The 24,206-nt window shown below is 39.0% G+C and carries 26 protein-coding genes; 7 read left to right on the forward strand and 19 right to left on the reverse strand.

Translation table 11 applies throughout. The features are described from left to right. Positions 1-2 precede the first annotated feature (2 nt). The 7 genes from J3455_RS11710 to J3455_RS11740 form a co-directional block, all read right to left on the reverse strand. A complete protein-coding gene (locus J3455_RS11710; protein ID WP_349561776.1) occupies positions 3-1,082 on the reverse strand; it encodes a glycosyltransferase in 1,080 nt (359 codons plus the stop codon). Then, on the reverse strand, positions 1,079-2,554 hold the full coding sequence (locus tag J3455_RS11715) for a GumC family protein (protein ID WP_054561493.1): 1,476 nt from the start codon (positions 2,552-2,554) through the stop codon (positions 1,079-1,081). Before J3455_RS11715 ends, J3455_RS11710 begins: the two co-directional genes overlap by 4 nt. Positions 2,555-2,723: 169 nt before the next feature. After that, positions 2,724-3,860: a glycosyltransferase gene (locus tag J3455_RS11720; RefSeq protein WP_178926978.1), complete on the reverse strand. Its 1,137-nt coding sequence runs from the start codon at positions 3,858-3,860 to the stop codon at positions 2,724-2,726. Further along, positions 3,857-4,567 (reverse strand): acyltransferase, encoded by a 711-nt coding sequence (locus J3455_RS11725; RefSeq protein ID WP_178926979.1) that lies wholly within the window; start codon positions 4,565-4,567, stop codon positions 3,857-3,859. Before J3455_RS11725 ends, J3455_RS11720 begins: the two co-directional genes overlap by 4 nt. After that, complete coding sequence (locus J3455_RS11730) at positions 4,560-5,924, reverse strand: O-antigen ligase family protein (protein WP_349561777.1); 1,365 nt, start codon at positions 5,922-5,924, stop codon at positions 4,560-4,562. Before J3455_RS11730 ends, J3455_RS11725 begins: the two co-directional genes overlap by 8 nt. Next, positions 5,908-7,326, reverse strand: coding sequence for a lipopolysaccharide biosynthesis protein (locus J3455_RS11735; protein WP_349561778.1), 1,419 nt, complete (start codon positions 7,324-7,326; stop codon positions 5,908-5,910). Before J3455_RS11735 ends, J3455_RS11730 begins: the two co-directional genes overlap by 17 nt. 9 nt (positions 7,327-7,335) lie before the next feature. After that, on the reverse strand, positions 7,336-8,487 hold the full coding sequence (locus J3455_RS11740; RefSeq protein ID WP_349561779.1) for a glycosyltransferase: 1,152 nt from the start codon (positions 8,485-8,487) through the stop codon (positions 7,336-7,338). Between the two features lie 220 nt (positions 8,488-8,707). On the opposite strand from J3455_RS11740, the gene J3455_RS11745 reads away from it, so the two are divergent. Together J3455_RS11745 and J3455_RS11750 are read left to right on the forward strand one after the other, a co-directional pair. Beyond that, the gene (locus tag J3455_RS11745) at positions 8,708-9,625 is read left to right on the forward strand and encodes a glycosyltransferase family 2 protein (RefSeq protein WP_349561780.1); all 918 of its coding nucleotides are present in this window, start codon (positions 8,708-8,710) and stop codon (positions 9,623-9,625) included. After that, positions 9,622-10,026: a response regulator gene (locus tag J3455_RS11750; protein ID WP_349561781.1), complete on the forward strand. Its 405-nt coding sequence runs from the start codon at positions 9,622-9,624 to the stop codon at positions 10,024-10,026. Before J3455_RS11745 ends, J3455_RS11750 begins: the two co-directional genes overlap by 4 nt. On the opposite strand, the gene J3455_RS11755 is transcribed toward J3455_RS11750, so the two are convergent. The 4 genes from J3455_RS11755 to J3455_RS11770 all read right to left on the reverse strand — a co-directional run bounded on the left by J3455_RS11755 (position 9,999) and on the right by J3455_RS11770 (position 13,167). Then, the gene (locus J3455_RS11755; protein WP_349561782.1) at positions 9,999-10,913 is read right to left on the reverse strand and encodes an endonuclease/exonuclease/phosphatase family protein; all 915 of its coding nucleotides are present in this window, start codon (positions 10,911-10,913) and stop codon (positions 9,999-10,001) included. The genes J3455_RS11750 and J3455_RS11755 overlap by 28 nt on opposite strands. A gap of 145 nt (positions 10,914-11,058) precedes the next feature. Further along, positions 11,059-11,493, reverse strand: a complete 435-nt coding sequence (locus J3455_RS11760; RefSeq protein WP_063705312.1) for an acyl-CoA thioesterase — start codon at positions 11,491-11,493, stop codon at positions 11,059-11,061. A 5-nt stretch (positions 11,494-11,498) separates the two neighbouring features. Continuing rightward, a complete protein-coding gene (locus J3455_RS11765; RefSeq protein ID WP_349561785.1) occupies positions 11,499-12,317 on the reverse strand; it encodes a M23 family metallopeptidase in 819 nt (272 codons plus the stop codon). Beyond that, positions 12,310-13,167 (reverse strand): 6-carboxytetrahydropterin synthase, encoded by an 858-nt coding sequence (locus J3455_RS11770; protein ID WP_130051477.1) that lies wholly within the window; start codon positions 13,165-13,167, stop codon positions 12,310-12,312. The genes J3455_RS11765 and J3455_RS11770 overlap by 8 nt, the downstream gene beginning before the upstream one ends. Positions 13,168-13,374: 207 nt before the next feature. Between J3455_RS11770 and fabA the strand changes: the two genes are divergently transcribed. Continuing rightward, positions 13,375-13,890: a bifunctional 3-hydroxydecanoyl-ACP dehydratase/trans-2-decenoyl-ACP isomerase gene (fabA, locus tag J3455_RS11775; RefSeq protein ID WP_130051476.1), complete on the forward strand. Its 516-nt coding sequence runs from the start codon at positions 13,375-13,377 to the stop codon at positions 13,888-13,890. Positions 13,891-13,968: 78 nt separating this feature from the next. Here the strand turns inward: fabA and rmf are convergent, their stop codons facing one another. Next, positions 13,969-14,139 (reverse strand): ribosome modulation factor, encoded by a 171-nt coding sequence (gene rmf, locus J3455_RS11780; RefSeq protein WP_036968408.1) that lies wholly within the window; start codon positions 14,137-14,139, stop codon positions 13,969-13,971. A gap of 374 nt (positions 14,140-14,513) precedes the next feature. Here rmf and acuR point away from each other — a divergent pair, with 374 nt between their 5' ends. The 4 genes from acuR (at position 14,514) to gloA (ending at position 17,433) form a co-directional block, all read left to right on the forward strand. Beyond that, a complete protein-coding gene (gene acuR / locus J3455_RS11785) occupies positions 14,514-15,146 on the forward strand; it encodes an acrylate utilization transcriptional regulator AcuR (protein ID WP_130051475.1) in 633 nt (210 codons plus the stop codon). A gap of 60 nt (positions 15,147-15,206) precedes the next feature. Beyond that, positions 15,207-16,199 (forward strand): acrylyl-CoA reductase (NADPH), encoded by a 993-nt coding sequence (gene acuI / locus J3455_RS11790; protein ID WP_130051474.1) that lies wholly within the window; start codon positions 15,207-15,209, stop codon positions 16,197-16,199. Between the two features lie 90 nt (positions 16,200-16,289). Further along, positions 16,290-16,706, forward strand: coding sequence for a VF530 family protein (locus J3455_RS11795; RefSeq protein WP_130051473.1), 417 nt, complete (start codon positions 16,290-16,292; stop codon positions 16,704-16,706). Positions 16,707-16,902: 196 nt separating this feature from the next. Then, on the forward strand, positions 16,903-17,433 hold the full coding sequence (gene gloA / locus J3455_RS11800; protein ID WP_130051472.1) for a lactoylglutathione lyase: 531 nt from the start codon (positions 16,903-16,905) through the stop codon (positions 17,431-17,433). A 73-nt stretch (positions 17,434-17,506) separates the two neighbouring features. Here the strand turns inward: gloA and J3455_RS11805 are convergent, their stop codons facing one another. The 7 genes from J3455_RS11805 to J3455_RS11835 form a co-directional block, all read right to left on the reverse strand. Beyond that, entirely contained in the window at positions 17,507-17,719 is a 213-nt protein-coding gene (locus J3455_RS11805) for a CPXCG motif-containing cysteine-rich protein (protein ID WP_130051471.1), read from the reverse strand. 403 nt (positions 17,720-18,122) lie between these two features. Continuing rightward, a complete protein-coding gene (locus tag J3455_RS11810) occupies positions 18,123-19,946 on the reverse strand; it encodes a protein kinase domain-containing protein (RefSeq protein ID WP_349561787.1) in 1,824 nt (607 codons plus the stop codon). Between the two features lie 55 nt (positions 19,947-20,001). Beyond that, positions 20,002-20,490 (reverse strand): hypothetical protein, encoded by a 489-nt coding sequence (locus J3455_RS11815; protein ID WP_349561788.1) that lies wholly within the window; start codon positions 20,488-20,490, stop codon positions 20,002-20,004. A gap of 108 nt (positions 20,491-20,598) precedes the next feature. Further along, on the reverse strand, positions 20,599-21,360 hold the full coding sequence (locus J3455_RS11820; protein ID WP_130051468.1) for an SDR family oxidoreductase: 762 nt from the start codon (positions 21,358-21,360) through the stop codon (positions 20,599-20,601). Between the two features lie 9 nt (positions 21,361-21,369). Then, positions 21,370-22,260 (reverse strand): 3-hydroxyisobutyrate dehydrogenase, encoded by an 891-nt coding sequence (gene mmsB / locus J3455_RS11825; RefSeq protein ID WP_062569062.1) that lies wholly within the window; start codon positions 22,258-22,260, stop codon positions 21,370-21,372. A gap of 17 nt (positions 22,261-22,277) precedes the next feature. Beyond that, positions 22,278-23,420 (reverse strand): enoyl-CoA hydratase/isomerase family protein, encoded by a 1,143-nt coding sequence (locus J3455_RS11830; RefSeq protein ID WP_349561790.1) that lies wholly within the window; start codon positions 23,418-23,420, stop codon positions 22,278-22,280. After that, positions 23,420-24,199, reverse strand: a complete 780-nt coding sequence (locus J3455_RS11835; RefSeq protein WP_349561792.1) for an enoyl-CoA hydratase — start codon at positions 24,197-24,199, stop codon at positions 23,420-23,422. Before J3455_RS11835 ends, J3455_RS11830 begins: the two co-directional genes overlap by 1 nt. Positions 24,200-24,206: the final 7 nt, after the last annotated feature.

Here is a 24,206-nt window from a genome sequence, read left to right on the forward strand (position 1 = left end):
TCCTACACTGCTAATGCAGAATATAAATTGTCGTATTTACTACTCATGGTTCTTGCATCAGCGACTGCAATAGCATGATGACGAATGCAAAGACCATGTGGCAGTTTACATGCTCTCAAAATAGCCGGTGCAAGCTTGTTAAACTCGTTCAAAGACACAAGCTCACCTTCGTTATCGGTGACAACCTCATGAATTCCACCTACATCAGACGCTACAACTGGAATACCACATGCCATGGCTTCAATAATCGATAATGGCAAACCTTCACGCTGTGAATACAAACACATCACGTCGATACTCGAATAAAAGGCTCGCATATCGTGAACATTGCCTAAAAAGCGCACACGTTCGTTAAGCCCTAAATTACGTACCAAATTCATTAAAATGACTTTTTGATCGCCATCTCCAGCAAACACCATATGGTAATCTTCAGGTAAGTAATGCAATGCATGAATAAGATCTTTGTGTCCTTTACCTTCAATTAACCTTGCAGCACAGCCAACTAGCTTAACTTTGTGGGGTAAATTGAGCTGATTTCTGGCGGTTGATTGATTAATTGCGACAAAATTATCGCAATCTATACCATTTAAAATGGTGCGCTCAGGAATGATTGCTGTTTTAGCTCTAAATTCATCGGCAACAATACGTGCATCTGCGACCCAATAAATATTTGTTAACGAGTTAAGTAACTTAGTGAAAGTACATTGTTTAACGTTATTTAAATACCAGGCATCATGAATTGTTGATATATGACGAACCGTATCACCGGTCAACGCACAAGGAAGGCCTGCATAAATAACAGGACCAACATGATGACTGTGAATAATATCGATATCATGATCTTTTATTAATGCCTTTATCTTTGCTATAACAGAAATACTCACGCCTGGTTTTTTGTTTAAACAAATCACGCGATGGCTAAATTGTTCAAGCTCTGGCCATTGCTCAAACGCAGATTGTCTATCTCCCTCAAGAGAAACAATAATACTTGAGCTACTAAATTGGCTGTTTTTGAGTAAAGTAATTGCCATTTTTTCTAGGCCACCTACTTGCAGGTGTTGAACTAAGTGCATGACATTCATGATTTATCTCCTTCAATATTACCGAAGTTAGTTTCGGCATTGACGATAGGAAGTACTGTTACCACCTCTGCGCTGGTAAGTTTTTCGATGGTTTTAATATCTTTTAAGTGACTGTCACAAAGTGCAGCAACAAATACGCTTGCACTACCTGTGAAAATTCCAAGCACAATGCCAACGATAACGGTCATCAGCATTGATGTATTGATAGGTTGTGTTGGGCTATAAGCTCGCTCAATTGTTTTAACTTTGTCAGGTCCTTCGTATTTAACTAATTTGCCCGTAACTTTGGCCATTTCGTAACGGCTCAGCATGTCTTTATAAAGTGATTGTTTAACATCGTAATCACGCTCTAGTTTACGTAATTGTTTTTCTACATCACTGGTTACTAACAGACGTTCACTGACAAGCTGCACTTGCTCTTCGAGCATTGCAAATTCTTGCTCTTGCTGAAGTAAATTATTACGGGCCTCTTCAAGCGCAAGAAGTTGTGATACTAAAACACTGCTCTCTTTACCATCACCAGACGGAAGCGTATTAACCATTTGCCATAACTGATCAAGATTCGTTGTGTCTAGCTCTTCACTAGATGCTAACAGCGCCTGTTGGCGACTTTTTAAGTTTGCCAGTGTGCGTTTTTTCTCGATAATCTTGCTATGTTTATCGGTATAGCGTGTTCTCAAAAGACTTAATTCAGATTCAGTACGAATTATCTTTTCTTCTAAATTGCCTAAAATTGGATTGGCCTGCCCTACTTTACTCACTAAGGCATTCAGTTTTGCTTTAGCGCCTGAAAGAGCAATCAGCTTTTGTTGTTTTTCGCTTAGTAAGCTGTCGAAGGTTTGGCGATTGCTATGTAATACATCGGGTAAGGTATTACTGTTTTTGGTTTTAAAATCAGCCAGGGCTTCTTCAGATAACTCAAGTTCTTCGCGTAAACTATCGAGCTGTTTAAAGAAAAACTGCTCAGAAGTATCAAGTGACGCCTTTGTTGGTGCTAATAAACGTTCAATAAATTTTTCTACCACCTTTTCAAGTACTGGCTTCATTTGTGATTGGTCATGCCAAATAAAGTTAATGCGGACCAGCTCATCGCCAATTAACGAAAGTGATAACGCTTTAGATAGTTTTTGATGGATTTCTTCAACTTGTTTTGGCGTAGCATCTTCAGCTATTAATTGGGTTTCTTTTGCTACTGCAATAAGTACCTTACGACTGATAACTAAGGTACGCAGCGCTGCCATACGATCAGAAAGCTGAAACGAGAAAGACAGATCATCTAAGTAAGGATTAAGTAGTGCAGACTCTTCAATTAAGATGGTGGCGTGATTGGTATATTGTTTTTGCGCAGATAAGCCAAGCGCAATGACGACGATTGGCACAATGCAAAACGGAATAATAAAGAGCTTAATACGCGTGTAAAGCGCATAAAGCCCTAAATAAATTAACCGTTTGATCTGCTCTTTAACTAACATACTTTACCTTTTGCTTTGCATTTTGCGAAATTGCTCGGTTTTAATTTGCAAATTGATAAAAACAACCGAAATTTCTATAGATAGTTAGTTAATTGCAGTTAGTGAGCCAAAATGAAAAAAGCCGCATCTTGTATCGATACAAGATGCGGCTTTGGGTTGAAAGGTTTATTTAGCAAAACCTAAGTTGTTTACAGACTAGCTTGGCTTTTGCTTGCCAGCTATGATCACTTGCCTGCCGAGATTGGTTTGCTCGCCAATTCAAGTTGTTTGATTTACTTAGGCTTACAGCATAGTCGACACGCTCAATAAAGCCCTGGTGGTTGTCTGCTATTAATATGGTCTCTTGGTACGGATTAACCGCAGCAAAGCGTGTCGTGACAATCGGTGTGCCTGTGGCTATGTATTCTTTTAATTTAAGTGGATCACAGGCCCTGATCTGTTCATTATCAACAAACGGTAAAATTGACACCTGCCAATGCTGTGAAAATGAAGCTAAGCGATCATGCTCTACAGCTTGTATATGGGTTACATTGTCTAACTTTAGTAGCTCAGAGAAGTTTTCTACTATGTGGCCTATCAATACTAATTGATACATAGGTCTCTCTTTGGCTAGTTTTAATAATAAGGCTTTATCAAGCCACGCATTTAAGGAGCCATAGAAACCAATAATTGGTTTGCTTATTTGCTCAAGTTCAACGGCTTTTGTGGTTTGCGTGGTAAAAAGCTCTAAATCGACACCATGAGAAAGCATTTTAACTTTAGATTTCGGCATTTTGTTGGCAAGAAACTCACTCACAACATAGATGGTGTCAGCTTTTTCGATAAGGTCACTTTCAAAAGGCGCGACCATTTTATGATCAACCCCCGCAAGTGCAGAGAAGTCATCACCACAATAATAAATGACTTTATCCTGCGCTCGCGGTGAGATTAGACTAATTGCAGTAGGCACACTAAGCCAATAAACTATTGGCTCATCATCTATGAAACCTTTTCGATTAAAAATCCATTTATTAAATAGCCTTACTATTACGCTATCGTGCCAAGGTAAAACCGCTAATGTGTGTGCTGTTAAATTAATGTTCTGGCCAGTTTTGGTTGTCGTCGTTTTCGGTCTTGAGGGCTTTGATAAAAAAAGGCTTTTTAATTTATTAAAAACTCGTTTCACATCAATCAAGCGAAATGTTGGTTTTCGCATACCAATCGAGTTAATCCAAATAACCTGATGTTGTTTTGCTAGTTGTTTAAATAGGTGCTGTGTACTACTTGGGTGACTTTGCCAGTCTTCGCCGAATACAATAAACTTCATAGCGAATCCTCCAGCTGTTTAACAGTTTTAGCTGGATTGCCAGCAACAATAGTATTTGCTGGCACATCTTTAGTAACTACAGCGCTTGCAGCAACTATAGCACCCTCGCCTATTGTTACACCTGCAAGCACAGTTGCGCCGGTGCCTATCCAAGCGCCTTGTTTGATAATGATATCGCCAACTTGGCATTCATCATCAGGCTCACCAAGAGCACGTCTTTCAGAGTTTAGAGGGTGACCAGGAAAACCAGCTAAAAATACCCGACCTGCAAGGCGAACATCATCTTCTAAAACGATTTTTCGACCAACAGAAAACGCATTCTGCCAACCAATATCTACATTACTGCCAATTATAAGTTTGGGTGTGTTATTACCATGACTACGCCCACAAAAAGTACTGATGCCACTAATTCGTGTGTTGTCATTACAGCTAATTTCAAGTTTTCCTAAAATTTGCGGCATACCAGAATATAGGTATAAATTTGCTTTTGAGCCCTTGATTTGGCTTTTAAATAGTGGTGTGTAATAAAAAATGCGCCCTAGCTCACTCACTACTGTTTTAACCAATAAATGTAATTTATATATAAATGAATGAATACCTGGGATAACCCACATTTGCGGATTGCGAATCGATTTCGCAAATTGAAAAAGTGATTTTGCAAATGGGCTGTCACTTGATTTAAGCCATTGTTTAATATTTTCACTCATATGAGCTCTCCCTTTGTCTATCAATTACAAGCTTTTCTAATGCAATAGTTAAAGCAAGAATGATATAAATAGGCCATGTAAATGCCTGAGTTAAAAAGGTGCCTGACACCATAAAGCCAATTAGGCCGCCCTTTAGAGCTTTCGCATTTACATCTATTTGTTTGTCATTAATCTGTTTATTCATTAAGAACACACGGTTCAAGGTGCGATAAATACAGGCAATCACTAATACAAAAATGCATATTCCTACGATGCCTGTTTCACCTAATACCTGAAACCACGTACTGTGTACTGCATGATTCTTGCCATCCCAATGTGGGCTGTAGAAATAGTAATTAACGACAAAGTTATTAACCCCAACCCCAGTTAATGGATTATGTATTGCCATATTGATTGCAGCTTGCCATGCGTAAATACGGCCCATAGCTGATTCATCAACACCACCTTCATGGGAGCCGCCACTTTGTCTATCTGCAATACCTGCAAAGGCAACCATGGCTAACATGCCCACAGCTCCAATACAGCCTACAACTACCGGATTTTTAACTTTTTGATAAATAAAGAAACTAAGTACAGCAGCAATGCCAAGTAAGCCACCTCGGCTTTGCGTGGCAATAACACCGCTAATTGCAACAACTAAGCATATAAACGCAATGATGCGTCTAAATTTATGGGCATTAGAATCAAACACTTCAGCTGCTAAAAAAGACACAGGAAACATCATTACAAGTGATAAATCGTTAGGATCGCCAAGCTGTGAGCGAAGTTCTCGCGAAATAGTGACGCGAGTTCCTTCGACTAGGCCAATACCATTCATTTTGTTACTCAGGGCAACTAAGGCAATGGCGGCACCTGAGATCATGATGCCAATTCTAACCACATTAAAATGCTTTAATGTGCTCATCCACCACGAGATTGCAAAGACCATAATGAGTACTTTTGTTAGTACACCTGACCAGTACTCCATCGCTAAACCGCGATTCGAGGCACTAAAAACGCATACAGTCAGCCAAATAAACCAAGCAAAAAATATCAGATGGTTAGTATGCCAATGTGGCTTTAACTTTTGTGAGATAAACAGATGCCAGGCTATTCCTAAAAGCGACGCAAGCGCGAGTAACTTAGGAATTTTAAAAGGCATTAAAAAAGGAAAAGCTTCGTGTAATCTAAAATAGCTAAATAAAATAAACAAAATTATAAAAGCCACACTTACCTTTACTGCAGTGAAAGCGGCAAAAGGTAATAGCAGCAATGCAAAAACTGCTATTGGGCCCAATATGGCATAGGTAACAACAACAAGTAAGGTTACTAAAATGCCATTAATGAATAACTGATTTTGTTTATAGTAATTGAGCATAGTGATGCTCCTTCATTAAGCTTTTTATTACTTGCTTAATTAATGCTCTATATTGATAAGTCAAACCAACAATATAGATAAAACATACAATCCATTTAGCCAAACTTAGTTCGCTAAACTGTAAAGTAATCAGTGTTATAGAGCCCAATGCTAACCAGCTTGGTACTAATGCTGCAAAGTCTAGCTTTAGAGGCTCGAAATGCTGACTAACTGAGTAAAGGCAAACTAATTTAAAACTTTGCATAATGATTAGCGCCAAAATAGCACCTTCAACACCAAGTTTTGGCACTAAAAAGTACAGCAGACTTAGACCTAAAAGTGCTGTGATAAAGTTAATTAAGGATACAAACACACCATTCTTGTGCATGTAGCAACCTATATTAAAAATATCGCTGTGATGACGAATAGCTACAACAATAATTAATAAAATCAGCCAGCTATCTTTGCCATGGTATTCAGCAGGAAGTACAGAGTTTAGAGCGATGGGTGCAAATAAACTCATTAAAACACACATAGCTAAGCCTGCATTTAACGAGATGATTGCATAATTTTGGTATTGTATTTTATCTTGCTTAATTAAGCTGAAGCGCTTAGCAAACCACCAAAGTCGGATTGGCTCAAATGTAAATGAAGTTATAATGGCGAATTGTGCTGCGACGTAATAACTTGCTAAAACACTCTCGTTGAACTGTGCAACAATGAACCAGTTCTCGGCACCATTACCGGCATAAACAAACAAACCTGATGCGATAATTGAAGTTAAGAATACAGTCTGTGATTTTTTTATTCTCCAGCTAAAGCGAGAATAGCTCACTTTAAGTGCACTTCGCATATCACTTAAGGTTAAACACATAATAATGAACGTGCAGACAACACCTGAAACCATTACACCGGTTACATTAAAACCAAGAACTAACAAAGTGATTGTTAAACAAGTTTGTATCACAGCATGCGCAATACTATAAAAACAATACTTTTGCGCGTAACCAAATAACCGGTAGTAGGTATACGGGATAGCAAGTACCGAGGCAAAAGTTAAATTTAAAATAAGTAACCTAAAATCAATCACCTTTATTTGCGCAGGTAAGGTTGCAATAATTTGCTCGCTAAATATAAAGCTACAGCCTAAAAAAAGCGCACTAAAACAGATTGTTAATACCAGAGAGTCTCTAAATAACGCCATTTTTTCACGAAAAGATGGATACTGTTGTTTTAGCAGTAGCTCAGGTAAACCAAGCGAAACCACTAAAGAGCATAGCGCCGACATGGTCACCAAAAAGTTCAGCTCACCAAACTCGCTCTTTTCTAAAAAGCGAGTTGTAATTGGTAAAAGCAAAAAGCCAAACCCTTTTACTGCAAAAATAGCTAAAGCAAAGTAACCGATTTGTTTTAAGTTACTCATAAAACCTCCCTATAAAGATTCAACCCATTTGGAAAGCTGCTGCGCTTGTTTAACTGCGTTATAATGCTCATTCACATGCTGCTTGGCATTTTGACCAAGTAAATAACGTTTATAAGGTGACAGCTGGTGAAATTTATAAAGCATTTTGCTGAGCCCAGAGATACTACCTGGCATACATTTCATACCAACACTTGGGGTAACAATTTCGTTTGCTCCCATTAACGTGGTAGTCAGTACAGGAAGACCACACGCCATAGCTTCTTTTAAAACTAACGGCCCTGTATCACGGTCGCCATTTTCTGCGACGCAAAAAGGAGCGATAAGCGCAGAATAATAAATCAGGTTTGAACTAACCCAGTCATGAGGTTTTTCACCTAGAAAACGTATATATTTACGAATACCTAACTCTTCAGCCATGTACATTAAATCGTTCAGCATTGGACCGTCCCCTACTATATCGAGGGTAATACCAAACTCTTTTGGAATATGCTTAATTGCGGGTAAAAGAAATTGAAGACCTTTCTTTTCGACAAGGCGGCCAATGAAAATCAACCGAACAGATTCATTTAGTGAAGATGGTTCAAATTTAAATTGGCTGGTATCGATACCGCAATGCAACAATTTAACATTGCTCTTCGAAAAGCGCTTAAATTGCATAGCCATTTCTTCACAAACCGCTATCGAAAAATCACAAAGTGCTAATTTGGGTTTTAAGTCTGCGTTGTTTACATAAACATCATGGCCGTGGCCAATAGAAGACACGGTAATGCCTGATAGTTTTGCCGCAACGATGCCGTATGCAAGTGGGCCATGCATAAAATGGCAATGTAAATGATCTATGTTTGCAGCTTTTATATAGCGTGCAATTTGATAACCATAAGCAAGCAATGATTGTGTTGAAATTGATTTAAATTGAATTGCTGTATACGTTGCCCTCGCTAACTTATAAATGTGAAACATAGAAGGTAAGATTGATTTAAACGCAGGCTTAGTGATTTTTTTAACTTCAATGGCACTGGTTAAGTTAATCAACACACTGGTTTTTTCAAATGTAAGAACTGTCACCTTATGCCCTGCATTTAGAAGAGCTTTAATTTCCGTAACAACAAATGTTTCAGATGCAATCGGAAAGCTTGGGACCAAAATAGCAATGTGCTTCATAAAAACGCTCCTATAAAAACTGTTATAAGAGCTATGGCAAGTTCCATACCCAGCAAAAAAACCGAAATATTCCCGAATTGAGATAAAAAATTACCGAATATTTGCAAAATGCAACGCACAAAGAGAAAAGGCTGAGTAATTTAACAGAAAATACAGATTTAAAGCTGGCTTTTAAATTGCGTATCCTTCAATACGTAAATTAATGCTTTTGGAGCATATTATGAACAGCCAAGTCAGTATTATCATTCCCAACTACAACTGTTTGCAGTATCTAGATACCTGTATTAACAGCATTTACCAGCAAAAAAATGTAAATTTTGAAATCATTATTGTTGATGATGGCTCTACAGATGGCAGCAAAGAATACCTTGAGCAACTAGCTGCTGACAAAAGTGAAGTACGCATCTTTAGCCAACAAAGAAAAGGGGTTGTCGCTGCTCGTAACCTGGCAATTACGCAAGCAAAGTCAGAGTACTTAGCTTTTTTAGATGCCGATGATTATTGGTCAGCAGATAAACTTGCAGCTCAGTTATCATTTCATAAAAAACACCCAGATTGCGTGTTAAGTTTTACTGACTACATGCATTTTAATGAAAACAACGAAGATATAATTGGCTGTTTTGATTACTGGCCTGAGTTTAAATGCAATGAAGAAAACACAGACTTCCAATTTCTTGATAATCCAATAAGCCAAATGATCACCACCAACATTGTTGGCACTTCGTCGGTCATGGTTAAGCGCTCTGCCATTGTTGAGGTGGGTGGTTTTGATAATAAGTTAAGTAGCGCTACCGATTTAGATTGCTGGTTAAAAATAGCTAAAAAAGGTTATGTTGGTTATTCAACGCTATGTGCAATGCACTATCTAATGCGTGCAAACTCTATAACATCAAATAGAGAAAATAGACTAGCGTCTATGGTCGAAATTATTAATCGTAACCAATCTGTTGTATCAAACAATGAACGAAAAAAAATTAAAGCACGATTAAGTGAATGCTATGGCGAGTTCTACCGTGAACTTGGTCAGTATTCAAAAGCACTTATGTATTCAAACAGAGCCTTTTGGCTATTCCCTCATAAACGAAACTTTAAACATATGCTGTATGACTTGAAGCACTTATTTGGAGCGCATTCATGAAAAAAAACATTGTAATCATCGATGATGATGAAGCAATTTTACGTTCGCTAAAACGGTTATTAGGTACTAACAACCATGTAATTTGTTTCAGCGACCCTCTATCGGCAATTGAGTATGCGAAAAAGAACCCAATTAGTTTAGTCATTTGTGATTTGCTTATGCCTGCAATCAGTGGTTTTGCTGTTTTAGAGGATATTAAATTGCTACAGCCGAACTGCTCTCGCCTTTTGATTACTGGCTATGCAGAGCTAGAAGCTTCTAAAAGTGCACTTAACAATAATATAGCTAATATGATTACCGCAAAACCTTGGGATAACTTTGGGCTAACTATGCTAGTTGATATATTAATTGAAAATAGTCACCTTAAATTTAATCAATGCGTAGAAAATGTGAGTTCATAGTGCAGCAGTTTGTGGTCGCTGCCGTTTACTGAGTTAACACCAACATTAGATAAAGAAACATCTTCACTCACTAAACAATGATCTATTGGTAAACCCACAACTTTTAAATCACTTAGCTGATTATTGAAAGACCAACTTGTATAAAAACCTGCGCGATTAAAGCAACTGCTTTTAGTCTTTATAAAGTACCGTGACCAAGGTACTGTATTAAAATCACCGGCAACTAACCAACTCCCTTTCAAGTTTTTAATTTCATTACTAACTTCACTTAATACTCTATTTCTCTGACTCCATAAAGTATGAGTTCTAGGTGATGGAGGATGAAAAAAAACACTATTTAACATAATGTTATTGTACAAGAAACTAAGTTTAACATAGCCAAGTTTAGGATTATCAAAGCGTTTAATTTGCCTTTGCACAATAGGTAGCTTGGAGATAACAAGAATGCCAAATGGTGCCCCTTCAACTTCAGCATAACCAAACAAATGATATAGCGTGTTTAGTTCATCAAGCACATGTCGCTGCGTATCATTAAACTCAAACAGTACCAAGATATCATTTTGCGTACCTAAAAATTGACTGTCGATGATCTGTGCTAAGTTAGGATTGCTATATTGCAAATTTACTTGTGCGATTTTGATATCGGAATTTTTAACAGCTTCAGATGATGAGTAAGGTTTAAAGTGAAATAGAACTAAGCCAATACTTAAAAAAACTAAACAAAAAGAAAGCTTTTTATTCCATAACAATAAAAGTATTGCAGGTAATAAGCTACATATAATCAGCACGCCACGCAAAGCGCCTGCTAAATCAAACAGGTAACCTTCGAGTTGATTAAAAGCCAACAATATAATTAATATATAAATAACCAGTAATATTAAACGCATCGCACTCCCCCCTTTGATTACTTATAGCTGCATATTTTGTTCCTTGCTGATAGATTCATATAACACAAATAGCATGATGTGTTCTTTTACGGTAAAAAATTAAGCACCCGAAGGTACTTAATTCACTTTAAACTTGCAGTAAGTCTTATTCGAAACCGTTAATCATTTTATCGCAAACTACCGGAGTTGGTCTGTGGTTATCATCAACAGCAACAAACGTAAAGCTACCTGAAATAGCTAAGTGCTTGTCATCTTTGTGCATTCTTTCTAAAAAGATTTCAACGTCTACTTTAAGGCTGGTATTACCTACATGTACAACTTTAGATATAAGCTCTGCGAATGTACCAGCCGGAATGGCTTCTTTAAAATCTACACGGTCAGACGAAATCGTTACAAGTGGCTTACGACAAAAACGTGTAGCAGCAATAAACGCTACTTCATCCATCCACGCCAACGCGTCACCACCAAATAAAGTATTGTGGTGGTTGGTACGGCCAGGAAAAACAGTTTTTGTTACTGATGTTGTTGAGTCAGCAATACGCTTTGCAATAATAGCGTCACGATCGATTTGTTGTGTCATAGTCTCTACTTTTTATTAGCTAATGTATCTTGCATCATTAGCGCAGGGTCAAGGCGTTCATTCTTCCAATTAAAACGCCAGTCTAAATGAGGGCCGGTTACTCGACCAGTCGCGCCGATCTCAGCAATTTTATCGCCACGCTTAATTTCATCCCCTACTTTTACATCTAATTTGCTTAAATGGATGTAAGTAGAGGTAACGCCATGGCCATGGTCAAGAATTAAAGTACCACCAGAGTAATATAAGTCAGCATCAGCAAAAACCACTGTGCCGCTGACTGGGGCATACACTGGACTACCCGTTTTATTGGCAATGTCTAATCCAAAGTGTGGTCGACGTGGTTCACCATTAAAGTAACGCTGGCTACCATAAACACCAGAAATTCGCCCAACTGCAGGCTTATAAACGGGATCTAAAAAATAACGTAAATCAGAATTAACTTGTCTAGCTTTACGAACAGCAACAGCTTCACGGCTAATACGTTCAGACACTTCTTTAGGGGGCGAAACATATTTTTTTGCAACACCGGTGATTTTATCAATTTTGTAATCACGTTTTGTGATCACAATTTCTTGTTCGTGACTTACACCTGCCCTATCAACCCAAGAAAGGGTATGATTTGCCTTAGCATCACGACCAAAACCGAACACAAACTCACCATTTGTTGAAAGCTTAAGATGCTCACCATTTAAGCTAACACTTTTAGCACCTTCAATCTGGCCAGTCACTAAACCGCCTTGAGTTAAATGTCCTTTTAATTCAACAGCACTTACAGTTAAAGAAAACAATCCTGCAAATGCTGCTATTAGTAATCCTTTACGCATAACTTATAGACCCCTTGCCAACCCCTTCATAAGCTGTAATTTTTACTTCTGATTCAGGGTATTGGTTTTTAACTTGTGAACTTAAGTAGTCTGCAATGCACTCAACCGTAGTATCGCAAGGTAAAATGTCGCAGCGTGACTTATCAATCGCCATTTCAAAATAGCCTTGCTGTGATGTATAGGCAAAACATACATCGTTATCTTGTGCTGTTACATGCTTAAGGTCTGATTTATTAATTTCATCTTCAGCTGTTGCTAAATAAATGTCTTCCCATTTATCTGCCCACTCTTTTTGTAAGCGAGGCATAGCCATACCATCAAGGCTAATACCAATTTGTGAGCGATGACCATGAATAATACGCTGACAATTACCATCGTGCTTTTTAAGACCGTGACTATAGTGATAGTAAAAGCTTTGGCTGTGCTCTGGGTATAAATTAATTTCAATCTTTTCAATGTTGCTAGGTAACTCAGGCATAATAGTTTTAATTAAAAACTCAGTTACCGATTTTTCATCTACAATATCAGCATCAATTAAACAAAATGCTTGATTTGGAGCACTCATAGCTAAGTGGTAATTATCACCAAAGTGACAATCTAACACGCTGTGATCAGCATGCTTTATAATTGAACCGTTTAGACTGTTAGGCACAGCAAGTTTATGGTCGATACAGTTATCAATAATGCCCTTAATCTGTTTTTTGACTAAACCAAAATCAAGGACCATCGACTCATCATTTAATTGACCGTGCAGAGTTAAATCCACAATCCAGCTCTCGCCAACTGCGCCGCGTTTATTACACAAGTAAGAAAAATCAATCACTGTTAGTGAGTTTACAAAAAGGATCATAAATTTCCTTTAGACTGGTTAAAGAATCACAGCAATTATAATGATTTTTACTTCACAATGCGCGGTTTTATCTACCTTTATCAGCGACACTTTAATTAAATGGTCATAAAACAAGCGAAAAATAGCAAAAAATTAACTGCTCCGAGTTGTTTAGCGTACAAGTGTACGCTAAAGTACGGGGCAATTTCTAAGCGATGAATAAGAGTTATGGAACCTAAAAACAGCTATACAAAAGAAGAATTGGTCCTTTGTGGTCAAGGTGAAATGTTCGGTGAAGGCAACTGTCGTCTACCAAGTGACAACATGCTAATGATGGACCGCATTATCTCTATCACTGCTGACGGTGGTGAGCACGGTAAAGGTCAGATCGTTGCAGAACTAGATATCAACCCTGATCTTTGGTTCTTCGACTGTCACTTTAAAGGTGACCCGGTAATGCCAGGTTGTCTAGGCCTAGATGCAATGTGGCAATTAGTTGGTTTCTTCCTTGGTTGGTCAGGTGGTCCTGGTCTTGGTCGTGCACTTGGTGTAGGTGAAGTTAAGTTCACAGGTCAAATCCTACCAACTGCTACAAAAGTAACCTATCGATTAGACATGAAACGTGTAATTAAACGTAAATTATTCATGGGTATGGCTGATGGTACTGTTGAAGTCGATGGCCGCGTTATTTATGAAGCAAAAGATCTAAAAGTAGGTCTTTTCCAAGATACATCTGCGTTTTAATCTTTAATTTAAGATACAAAATAGCAGGTACAAAAAAGCCCCTTGATGGGGCTTTTTTGCGTGAATAAGGTGCCTATATTAAGTTTTGAACATATTACGGTTTTCAATGGCCTCTCGCCAGCCACCCAACCATTCAGATTTAGGGTCGATTTGTTGATAAGGGCATTGTTCTTTTGAACGGCCTGCCAAGCCTGCTTTATAACCTTGAGAATGAGCTCTTTCTAAACGATCTCTTTTCTGTCTCTTCATAGGTAATATCCTCACCTTTTATATTTATAGATATGTAGCGAAATTGACATCTACATTTAATGAATAGTTAATAAAACTGTTAAATTCAAATGGCAAAAAACAATTAAATAGTTTGACAATAACTAACATGCTGATGCTCAAATGAATTAACATTTAAAATGACTAAGTGGTCGTACCTCTTCATCTAAAACGACCTATAAATACACTTAAATTCAGCTAAACACGATACAGCTCTTTTTAGCCTCCTGAATTATGACCAACACTTTTTTAGCAAAGTTCCCATTTAAATTGTAATCATGACAAATTTATGATGATTACAATTTAGTCAAATTAATTCTTGCATATTAAAAACCGATCGGTCTAATATAGTCGTCATGGAAAAACATAGCAAAGTGCCAAGCCGTCGCGGCAGGCCACCCAAAATAGCGCGTTCAAATGCAGATACTCGTGCCCTATTAATTAATACGGGCTTAGCTGTATTGACCGAAAAAGGCTTTAGCGCAACAGGCATTGATTTAATTTTAAAATCGGCTCAAGTGCCAAAAGGGTCTTTTTATCATTATTTCAAAAGTAAAAATGATTTTGGCTTAGCACTCATCGATGCTTATGACAATTATTTTCAAGCAAAGTTAAAACGCCATTTAACAAACGAAGCTACAACACCTCTTGAGAGAATTGTGCTGTTTGCAAATGATGCTAAACAAGGGATGGCAAAATTTGAATTTACACGTGGGTGCTTAATTGGCAATTTAAACCAAGAACTCAGTTACCTTGATGATTTCATGATTGAACGCATCAAAAAGGCTTACAATAGCTGGCAAGCATTAATTGAACAGTGCTTACTTGACGCTAAAAAGCTAAAACAAATACCCCAAGCATCAGATTGTAAGATGCTTGCTGAATTTTTTTGGATTGGCTGGGAGGGTGCAGTAATGCGCTCTAAACTTGATAAATCAAGTGAACCGCTTACCCTTTATACAGCACAATTTTTACGCTTAATTTTATAAAGCCGTTTTAAACGGTTTTATTTTAACCATTAAAAGACGATCGGTCTAAAAGGAGTCAACATGACAACATCAGTAAAATCGGTAGTTATAAACAAAGATGATCAAGGCTATCATGCCGAGTACACAGACTTTCCCGTAGAAAATATCCACCAGCACGATGTAAATATTGATGTTGACTACAGTACCTTAAATTACAAAGACGCTTTAGCTATCACTGGTAAAGGCCCAGTAGTAAGAACATTTCCAATGATCCCAGGCATCGACCTTGCTGGCACTGTTAGCGAATCTAACAGTGATGAATTTAAAGTAGGGGATAAAGTATTATTAAATGGCTTTGGGGTTGGTGAAAAATACCTAGGCGGTCTTAGCGAAAAAGCATCAATGAGTAGTGATTGGCTGATCCCCCTACCCGCTAACTTAACACCAAAGCAAGCAATGCAAATAGGAACGGCTGGTTATACAGCTATGCTAAGTATTATTGCTTTAGAAAAACAAGGTATCACGCCGCAAAGTGGCGAAGTCCTAGTAACTGGTGGTAATGGTGGCGTGGGTAGTTTTGCTATCTATTTATTAAACAAGCTTGGCTTTGATGTTGTAGCTACAACAGGCCGCATGAATGAAGCACAGCACCTTGAAAAATTAGGTGCAAAACGTGTTTTATCGCGTGATGAATTTTCGTCACCGGGCAAACCACTAGCTAAAGAACAATTCGCTGGTGCAATTGATTCAGTAGGTAGCCACACCCTTGCAAATGTTTGTGCATCAATAAAATATGGTGGTGTTGTAACAGCGTGTGGTTTAGCACAAGGCATGGACTTCCCAGCAACAGTCGCGCCGTTTATCCTTCGCGGTATAAGCCTTATGGGTATAGATAGTGTAATGCGTCCTAAAGAAGACCGCATTGAAGCATGGCAGCGTTTAAGCGAGCTTGTTGAAACACAATACCTAGATACCATATCGCAAGAAATTCCTCTTTCACAAGCGATAGCAAATGCAGAAGCGTTACTAAAAGGTGAAATTCGCGGCCGCGTTGTGGTTAATTGCAAAGAATAAGCTCGAAAACAAACATTCTTAGCAAGTTAGCTATAAAACTAGGGTAAAGGCAATTATACTTACCCTAGTTTTGTAATACCGGACAGTCTAATGAGTAATAAAGAAATTTTCAGCAACAACCCACTGCAAGGTGTTGGTATCGAGCAAGTCGTAACAGAGCTTGTCGAACAATATGGCTGGGAATTACTCCACGCCTATATGCGTCTAAACTGCTTTAAAAATAATCCTGATGTTAAATCTGCGGTTAAGTTTTTACGTAAAACCCAATGGGCACAAGAAAAAGTAGAAAACTTTTATTTGTATCGTCTTAAAAACTTACCACGCCCTGATGATGTAAACTATGAATTGCCACCTCGCGATCGTGTGATCCCTGCTGATCAAAAACCAGGTGATCCTTGTGAGTTAAGTTTTACCGACGCCAAACGCATTCATGCTAAAAAAGAAGCCAAGCAGCAAGCACGAGCACGTAAGCAGCGTTCAAATGCGAGTAACCCTTGGGGTAATTGATCGACAAAAGCTGTAAGTTTTATGCTATAAGTTGAAATGAGCCGCCTGTTGGGCGGTTTTTTTATATGAGTGAGTTAGTAAGTTAAGAATTGAAGTGCTACCTAAACACGTCAATAATATTTGTTATTAATTTAAGGGTAACCTGATTATGTTAGACTGATTGCATCATCAGTAATTTGAATTAAAAAGGATGTGTATGTCTAACTACAACGAGTCACCTGAACAAATCGCAAACGCAACGCAAGATTACGTAATGCAACAAACAATGTTGCGAATTAAAGATCCAAAGCCATCTTTAGATTTCTACCAAAACGTTTTAGGTATGAAGTTACTGGGTAAATATGACTTCCCTAAAATGGAGTTTACGCTGTACTTTTTAGGTTATGAGCAAGACATGCCAACAGGCAGCGATAAAGAAAAAGCACAGTGGGTATTTCGCCGCCCTGCTCTTATCGAGCTTACACATAATTGGGGCACAGAAAACGACGACAGTTTTGCTGGTTACCACAGTGGTAATGATGAACCAAAAGGCTTTGGTCATATCGGTATTAGCGTGCCAGACGTGTACGCAGCATGCGAGCGCTTTGCAAAATACGATGTTGAGTTTGTTAAAAAACCTGACGATGGCTCAATGAAAGGCTTAGCCTTTATTAAAGACCCAGATGGCTATTGGATAGAGATACTCTCAGCTGAAGGGATCACTGAGATAATTGAAGAGCATAAGTAAAAGTCACTCACTCATAAACCTGCTATTTAGCAGGTTTTATATTTCATAACTTAGAATTCTTACAATCTAATTTCTAAAAATTAGAAAAACCACTACTTTCATCATCACTTGATACTGTAACTGAAAGCTCTTGATCTATGCTTTCAAAAACTAAAAAGTTTATTGGCTTACAACAAACCTGACAATCTTCGATGTACTGCTGATCCAAGTCTGCTGGATCTAGCAAGATTTCTATTTGCTCACCACAATAAGGACAAGTAATCCTTTTCTCTGTTAATTGATTCATCAGTTATGTTCCTTATTATTGAGATTACTGTTAGTAATTTTTATTTAAATAAATTCAAACATGTAATTATTAGGTTGTATCAAAAAGCTCATGGCACTTAGGAAGATATCCCCAAACCCTTATAGTTGTTTTGCCTTTTTCGTAAGATAAACCTATCTTATCTTAAAGCTCAGTTAACCTCTGAGAATGATCATGCTCTTTTATAGATTGATTCCCTCTGACGTCTACCACTTCTTCTATAAAGCACAAATCTAGCCCTCGAACACCTATAAAAGGAAATGGTAAATGATAGTACTACTTACAATCCCATTCTGATATGTGCCCAGTTACCCATTTTGAACGAAAAGGTGGTTGCCAATTTTGTCTTTCTCACTAGCCGATGTATAAGCCAAAGGCAGAAGGCTCAGATGTCTAACACTCTTTTTGGATCTCGCGGATAAAACTCATCAGGCTGTTTAGTGCACAAATCAAATTCACGGGTATTTTTGTAAGGTAGCTTCATAAAGCCTGCCACACCGACATCAGTGATATTGACAGCATATTGCATAAGCTTGCTTAATAAGCGTTTAAATTCAGGCTCTTTACTGGCATCAAACAAACGATAGTAATGATGTATTTTCATCCTATCAGGTAAGGCTTCAAAAATTATACAGCCAGTATGGTGTATTTGGTTTAGCTCAAATACGCACTTAATGACCTTTTTCGGGAGCTGTAACTGCTCATCAGGGTCTTTACCATCTTCAAAGTAAGAATGCGGTCTGGTTACGTCTGAGGCTTGTAAATCCATTACTTCATAATCAAGCTCAGGTAAATGCTCAAACTTAAATGCACCGGTGCCATCCCGTTCCAGCTGAATGGTTTTACGTGCATCAAACAGGCAACATTTAAAGAGACCTTTTTGTTCAATTCCCTGCGCCAACATCACAGTGTTGTTTATGGCATCGGTAAACGCAGTGCCAAGTGTTTCATCATGCAGAATAAGTGAAGACTCAACAAACAGGGAGTTTTCTTTCCAATGAAAGCTCAAGCCCCCTACTACCGGGTATTTAGCTAAACGGCTTATTGATGCCAGAAAAGCTTTTTCGGTGTCGCCGGTATCAAATAAAAACTCTTTGTAGTATCTATCGAGCTGAGCGTCATTTACATCAAGTAATTGTTGATTATGGTCGGCTTGCCTTAAAAATTGCTTACGTGAGCTGTAAACCACCGTATCTGGGTGCTCATCAAACTCACTAAACCAATAAGGAATATAAGGGCGAATGACTTTACGAGGTAGCTCAGGTAGGTAAGCTTTAGCCATTGTAGGCATATTACGCATAAAATAATCACCCGCCCCATCGCGAGTGGCCTTATTTTTTGAAAGCATACCATCAATGACTCGGGCAAGCTCCATAGGTAAATTTAAGCTTGTAGCCGGAATAACCGCTGCACCAAATCGGCAAGATTGAGCTGAGGCTAATGCATAAAGGGTTGAGGCAACACCTTGTTCATCAAATCGTGGCGATGATTGTCCACCTGACATTTGCTCGTCACCAATAAAATACACATCACCCATACGCGCATTCGTGGTGCTTATATCAGCAGACATAAGATCCATAAAATTGCTGGCAACCGGATTCCCTTCAGCGTCTATTTGTGCATAAACAGAGCTGCCCCAGTCTACCAACGCCAATTTATTGGTTTGTTCATCATAAACAATATTAGAGGGTTTAATATCGCCATGCACAATTGGCTGTGGACTTAGACCATTTTTGTGTTCACGCAAATCTACAAGCACATTGCGTAGCCTAAGAGCCAGCGCCATGACTTTTGCTGCACTAAAACGCCCCTGTTTGATGGATATTTTTTCTAAGTCTTCACCTAGAGCGCGCTCCATCATTAAAATACCTTGCTTTTTAATGCGCTCAAAAGCATAAAATTTTGGCACGAGCGGGTTATTAACTTGCGAAAGCATGTAGGCTTCGTCTTCTAGGCGATCACGTACACTTTGTGCAAGGGTTATACGTGAAAACTTAAATACCCATGGTAAGCCTTCATCATCAACACCCGCAAAAACAAATCCAAACGCTCCAGAACCAATCAATTCAACGTCACTGTAACCAAGCAAGGTCAGTTGTTTAATACAAATGTTAAGCCATTGGCGGTGCTTTTTAGCATCATGGTGAGACAGCAAGTAAACAGACTGTTCTTCATTGATATAAAAATTGCGGATTTGTTTGGGATTCACTGCATCTCTCAAAGTTAAGCGGCATTTAACCGCTTAATTATTGATTGCTAGACAGTTAATTACAAGGCTTTTGCTCTTCGATGATCCAGCCATGATTTTTAAAGACTAATTCTGAAAAAATTAAGATGGCACCAGCAAGTAAAATTAGCTCGGTAACTGATATTACTTCTGCCATAAATACCCACCCCAAAACGAAAAACGCCAAGGGATCGAGGCACCTAAAATACCAAGCGACTTTTCGTGTATTACCGTATGTTAGTCTGAAGCGCTGCACTAATTCACCTTCACACTCTAATGATATAACAGCTGAGAACTTGAAGAAGGGTTTAACGCTTACATACAACTGACAGGATTTACCATCAATATTAAACTCATGAACAGATTTTGTTTTAAAGTTACGTGATTCTGCTATTAATTCACCGTCTACTTTCAGAACTTCTTTACCTGAGTAAGCAGAACCCCAGTATTCAATTAAATGTTCACCCAGTTTGAAGTTAGCTTTAATTCCCTTGCTCATTGATACTGTAATGCCATGAGTGTTCATAAAAAATCTCCTTATAATTATGAAGTTAAGATACTTTAAAAATAAAAAAACGGCAAGCTAGGCTTACCGTTTTGGTACTTTCAATGGGTAAAGGGTTACCATTTAAAATTAAAGGCGAATACCGCCATCAATTTCAACAACACGACCCGTAAAGAAATCATTCTCTACAATGTATTGTGCTGTTTGGGCTATTTCTTCAGCTTCACCAAAACGACCGACAGGCGTTACCGCCATCATGCGTTGTTTTGCTTCTGGTTTCATCGCATCTGTCATCGCAGTGCGGATAACACCCGGTGCGATTGCACCAACACGAATATTAAAGCGACCTAACTCTTTCGCCCAACCTGTTGTCATCGCAACAACACCGGCTTTAGATGCAGCATAGTTTGTTTGGCCAATGTTACCAGCGCGTGCAACGCTAGACATATTAACGATAACGCCACCTTTGCCTGACTCAATCATGTGGCTCGCGGCTTCACGGCCTGCTAAAAATACACCGGTAAGATTCACATCAATCACTGATTGAAACTGAGCCAACGACATTTTATCAACCACTTTGCCTTCTTTCGCTTTAATAAACATACCATCGCGTAAGATACCTGCATTATTAATTAACACGCCGATATGGCCAAAGTCTTTGTTAATAGTATTAAACGTTGCTACAACAGCGTCTTCATCGGTCACATTGGCAGCATAAGCCATCACTTTTGTGCCATGTTTAGAAAGTGCAGATACTGCAGTATCAAGTACGTCTTGTTGCATATCGATAAGTGCAATGTTAGCACCAAGTGATGCAAATTTTTCGGCCATCGCAAAGCCTAAACCTTGCGCACCACCTGTAATTACGATGTTGTTGTTTTTAATTTCCACAACAAACTCCTACTTCGAGAATAATTTAAAAATAGCGCTAAAATCATCACTACCTGCACCTTGATGCTGAAGCATAGTGTATAAATTCTTCGCCATTGACCCCATTGGGGTAGATGAATTACTTTGTTGAGCCGCTTCCATAGCAAGGCCTAAATCTTTCGCCATTAAATCAACCATAAAGCCCGGTTTGTAATCATTACTTGCTGGTGCCGTTTCCATTACACCTGGGCATGGGTTGTAAAGTTCAAGTGTCCAGTTACGGCCAGAGCTTGCGGTCATGATGTCACTTAACACTTTTGGGTCGAGCCCATTGTTAATACCCATTTGCAGGGCTTCACTGGTACCTGCCATTAAAATGCTCAGTAGCATGTTGTTACAGATTTTTGCCACTTGGCCAGCGCCAATATCACCAGCATGGAAGATGTTTTTACCCATATCAACTAAAGCAAGCTTAGCTTTTTCAAAGTGGCTTTGCTCACCACCAACGATAAAGGTTAAAGTGCCTGCTGTTGCACCAGCAACACCACCTGATACCGGCGCATCAACAAAATCAATGCCTTTTTGAGCAAGTTCGCTGCCCACCTGACGCGCTGACTCTGCGTCAATGGTTGAGCAGTCAATGACTAAGGTTTTGCTATCAAGTAAGTTGATAAGACCCGTTTCACCTAAGTAAAGCGACTTAACATGCTTGCTTGCCGGAAGCATACTGATAAATATATCTGCACCAATGGCACACTCAGCCGCATCATTTGCAGCAACTGCACCTTTATCGGCAAGTTCACTTACTGCTGTTTTATTTAAGTCAAACACACGAACTGTGTGACCCGCATTAACAAGGTTTGCCGCCATCGGGCCACCCATGTTGCCTAAACCAATAAATCCTATTGTTAATTTAGCCATTTGTTTACCCCTTGGACTTAAGATGAAGTTAACGAATTGAGTGGATGAGTTTGCTCATCCCAGCGTGGTGTAAAGAAGCTATCTACAACTGCTTCGTCGATATCGCTAAGCGATTTAAACTGCCAGTTAGGTGCACCGTCTTTGTCGATTAATAGCGCACGGACCCCTTCTTGGAACTCGCCTACTTCGCCACAGCGTACCGACATGCGTAGTTCCATTTTGAAGCACTGTGCTAATGTCATCTCTTTTGAGTTTGCTAATTGACGTTCAACCAGCGCACAACTAAGCGGACAACCATGCGCTAATGACTTTTGCGCACGTGTGAGCCATTTGTCTTCGTTTTCTAAACCTTGGATGTAGTCGATTTTGCCCTGCAATGAGTCAAATTCAGCCAACTTTTGAATAACCTCAAGATTATCCTTTACGTTTCCTTTAGGTACACGGCCTGAAATATTATCGATTGAGATTAAAATTTTAGTCAGCTTTTCGTGGTTTAATGAAGCCGTTTTGCCCCACTTTTCATCAGTGATGGCCGTTAACATAGCATCATATTTATCGGCAGTTGCATAGTGATCAGCAAGATTTACAAACAATGCATCTTCAGCATTGATAGACGCTGCAGTTAATCCTAAAAATAGACCAACTTGCTCAGGCATTTTATGTAAGAAATAACTGCCACCAACATCAGGGTATAAACCAATGGTAAGCTCAGGCATTGCAATACGAGAGGTTTCTGTTACCACGCGGTGACTTGCCCCTGCCATTAAACCTAAGCCGCCACCCATAACAATGCCATTACCCCAAAGTAAAATTGGTTTTTCATAGCAATGAATCAGATAGTCTAATTTATACTCAAGGGTAAAAAAATCTTCGATGTAATTAGCTGGCTCACCCGTGCTCATTGCTTTATGCAGGCTTACTACATCGCCACCGGCACAAAATGCTTTTTCGCCAGCACCTTTTAAAATAACCATGGCAACAGTGTCATCTTCAGCCCATTTTCTAAGCTGAGGCTCAAGCAGTTGGATCATGTCGTAATTTAAGGCGTTTAACGATTTTGGCGCATTGAGTGTAGCAATTGCAATGAGGCCACTTGCGGCCTCAGCAGTTTCAAACACCACAGGCGCATCTTGATGATTTAGTAGTGTTACATTAGTCATTAGCCATTTACCCAATTAGCTTTACGCTTTTCTAAGAACGCATTCACACCTTCTTTTTGGTCTTGCGTATCAAATAATTGTACAAATAACTCACGCTCTAGTGGCAATGCATGAGCCATTGGTTGCGTGCGACCTTTTTGAATAAGTTCTTTACATGCCGTCACAGCAACCGGGCTTTGCTCACCAACTTGGTTAGCAAGTTTCATTGCCGCTGCTAAACTTCCACCAGCGCCAACCACTTCTTCAACAAGGCCTATCTCGCGTGCTTTGTCTGCTTTTAGGCGCTCGCCACATAAGATCATGCGTTTTGCCCAGCCTTCACCTACAAGCCATGCAAGATTTTGCGTACCACCAGCACATGGCAGTAAGCCAACTTTTGCTTCTGGTAATGCCATTTGTGCTTGTTCTTCGGCAATACGAATGTCACAAGCAAGTGCAACTTCAAGGCCGCCGCCCATGGCATAGCCATTAATTGCCGCGATTGATACGCCACGGAAATTGGTTAGTGCTTCAAATGCATCACCAAACACTTTTGACATAGTTGCAGCTACACCTTTGTCACCACTGGCAAACACGTTTAAATCGGCACCAGCGCTAAAGAACTTTTCACCTTGACCTGTGATCACTAATGCATACACATTTTTGTTGTCATTTAGCTCAGTCACAGTCTCTTTAAGTGCTGTTAATGTATCTTGTGTCCAGGTATTCGCTGGCGGGTTGTTCATGGTTAAAACCGCTACGTTACCTTCAATATTTAAATCAATCGATGGATTAGACATAGTATGC

Source organism: Pseudoalteromonas sp. NFXS39 (assembly GCF_040148775.1).
GTDB lineage: Bacteria > Pseudomonadota > Gammaproteobacteria > Enterobacterales > Alteromonadaceae > Pseudoalteromonas > Pseudoalteromonas apostichopi.

Excerpts from the sequence above, each read along its gene's own strand:
- J3455_RS11710 (WP_349561776.1), bottom strand. The coding sequence starts at position 1,082 with ATGAATGTCATGCACTTAGTTCAACACCTGCAAGTAGGTGGCCTAGAA.
- J3455_RS11715 (WP_054561493.1), bottom strand. The coding sequence starts at position 2,554 with ATGTTAGTTAAAGAGCAGATCAAACGGTTAATTTATTTAGGGCTTTAT.
- J3455_RS11720 (WP_178926978.1), bottom strand. The coding sequence starts at position 3,860 with ATGAAGTTTATTGTATTCGGCGAAGACTGGCAAAGTCACCCAAGTAGT.
- J3455_RS11725 (WP_178926979.1), bottom strand. The coding sequence starts at position 4,567 with ATGAGTGAAAATATTAAACAATGGCTTAAATCAAGTGACAGCCCATTT.
- J3455_RS11730 (WP_349561777.1), bottom strand. The coding sequence starts at position 5,924 with ATGCTCAATTACTATAAACAAAATCAGTTATTCATTAATGGCATTTTA.
- J3455_RS11735 (WP_349561778.1), bottom strand. The coding sequence starts at position 7,326 with ATGAGTAACTTAAAACAAATCGGTTACTTTGCTTTAGCTATTTTTGCA.
- J3455_RS11740 (WP_349561779.1), bottom strand. The coding sequence starts at position 8,487 with ATGAAGCACATTGCTATTTTGGTCCCAAGCTTTCCGATTGCATCTGAA.
- J3455_RS11745 (WP_349561780.1), top strand. The coding sequence starts at position 8,708 with ATGAACAGCCAAGTCAGTATTATCATTCCCAACTACAACTGTTTGCAG.
- J3455_RS11750 (WP_349561781.1), top strand. The coding sequence starts at position 9,622 with ATGAAAAAAAACATTGTAATCATCGATGATGATGAAGCAATTTTACGT.
- J3455_RS11755 (WP_349561782.1), bottom strand. The coding sequence starts at position 10,913 with ATGCGTTTAATATTACTGGTTATTTATATATTAATTATATTGTTGGCT.
- J3455_RS11760 (WP_063705312.1), bottom strand. The coding sequence starts at position 11,493 with ATGACACAACAAATCGATCGTGACGCTATTATTGCAAAGCGTATTGCT.
- J3455_RS11765 (WP_349561785.1), bottom strand. The coding sequence starts at position 12,317 with ATGCGTAAAGGATTACTAATAGCAGCATTTGCAGGATTGTTTTCTTTA.
- J3455_RS11770 (WP_130051477.1), bottom strand. The coding sequence starts at position 13,167 with ATGATCCTTTTTGTAAACTCACTAACAGTGATTGATTTTTCTTACTTG.
- fabA (WP_130051476.1), top strand. The coding sequence starts at position 13,375 with ATGGAACCTAAAAACAGCTATACAAAAGAAGAATTGGTCCTTTGTGGT.
- rmf (WP_036968408.1), bottom strand. The coding sequence starts at position 14,139 with ATGAAGAGACAGAAAAGAGATCGTTTAGAAAGAGCTCATTCTCAAGGT.
- acuR (WP_130051475.1), top strand. The coding sequence starts at position 14,514 with ATGGAAAAACATAGCAAAGTGCCAAGCCGTCGCGGCAGGCCACCCAAA.
- acuI (WP_130051474.1), top strand. The coding sequence starts at position 15,207 with ATGACAACATCAGTAAAATCGGTAGTTATAAACAAAGATGATCAAGGC.
- J3455_RS11795 (WP_130051473.1), top strand. The coding sequence starts at position 16,290 with ATGAGTAATAAAGAAATTTTCAGCAACAACCCACTGCAAGGTGTTGGT.
- gloA (WP_130051472.1), top strand. The coding sequence starts at position 16,903 with ATGTCTAACTACAACGAGTCACCTGAACAAATCGCAAACGCAACGCAA.
- J3455_RS11805 (WP_130051471.1), bottom strand. The coding sequence starts at position 17,719 with ATGAATCAATTAACAGAGAAAAGGATTACTTGTCCTTATTGTGGTGAG.
- J3455_RS11815 (WP_349561788.1), bottom strand. The coding sequence starts at position 20,490 with ATGAACACTCATGGCATTACAGTATCAATGAGCAAGGGAATTAAAGCT.
- mmsB (WP_062569062.1), bottom strand. The coding sequence starts at position 22,260 with ATGGCTAAATTAACAATAGGATTTATTGGTTTAGGCAACATGGGTGGC.
- J3455_RS11830 (WP_349561790.1), bottom strand. The coding sequence starts at position 23,420 with ATGACTAATGTAACACTACTAAATCATCAAGATGCGCCTGTGGTGTTT.
- J3455_RS11835 (WP_349561792.1), bottom strand. The coding sequence starts at position 24,199 with ATGTCTAATCCATCGATTGATTTAAATATTGAAGGTAACGTAGCGGTT.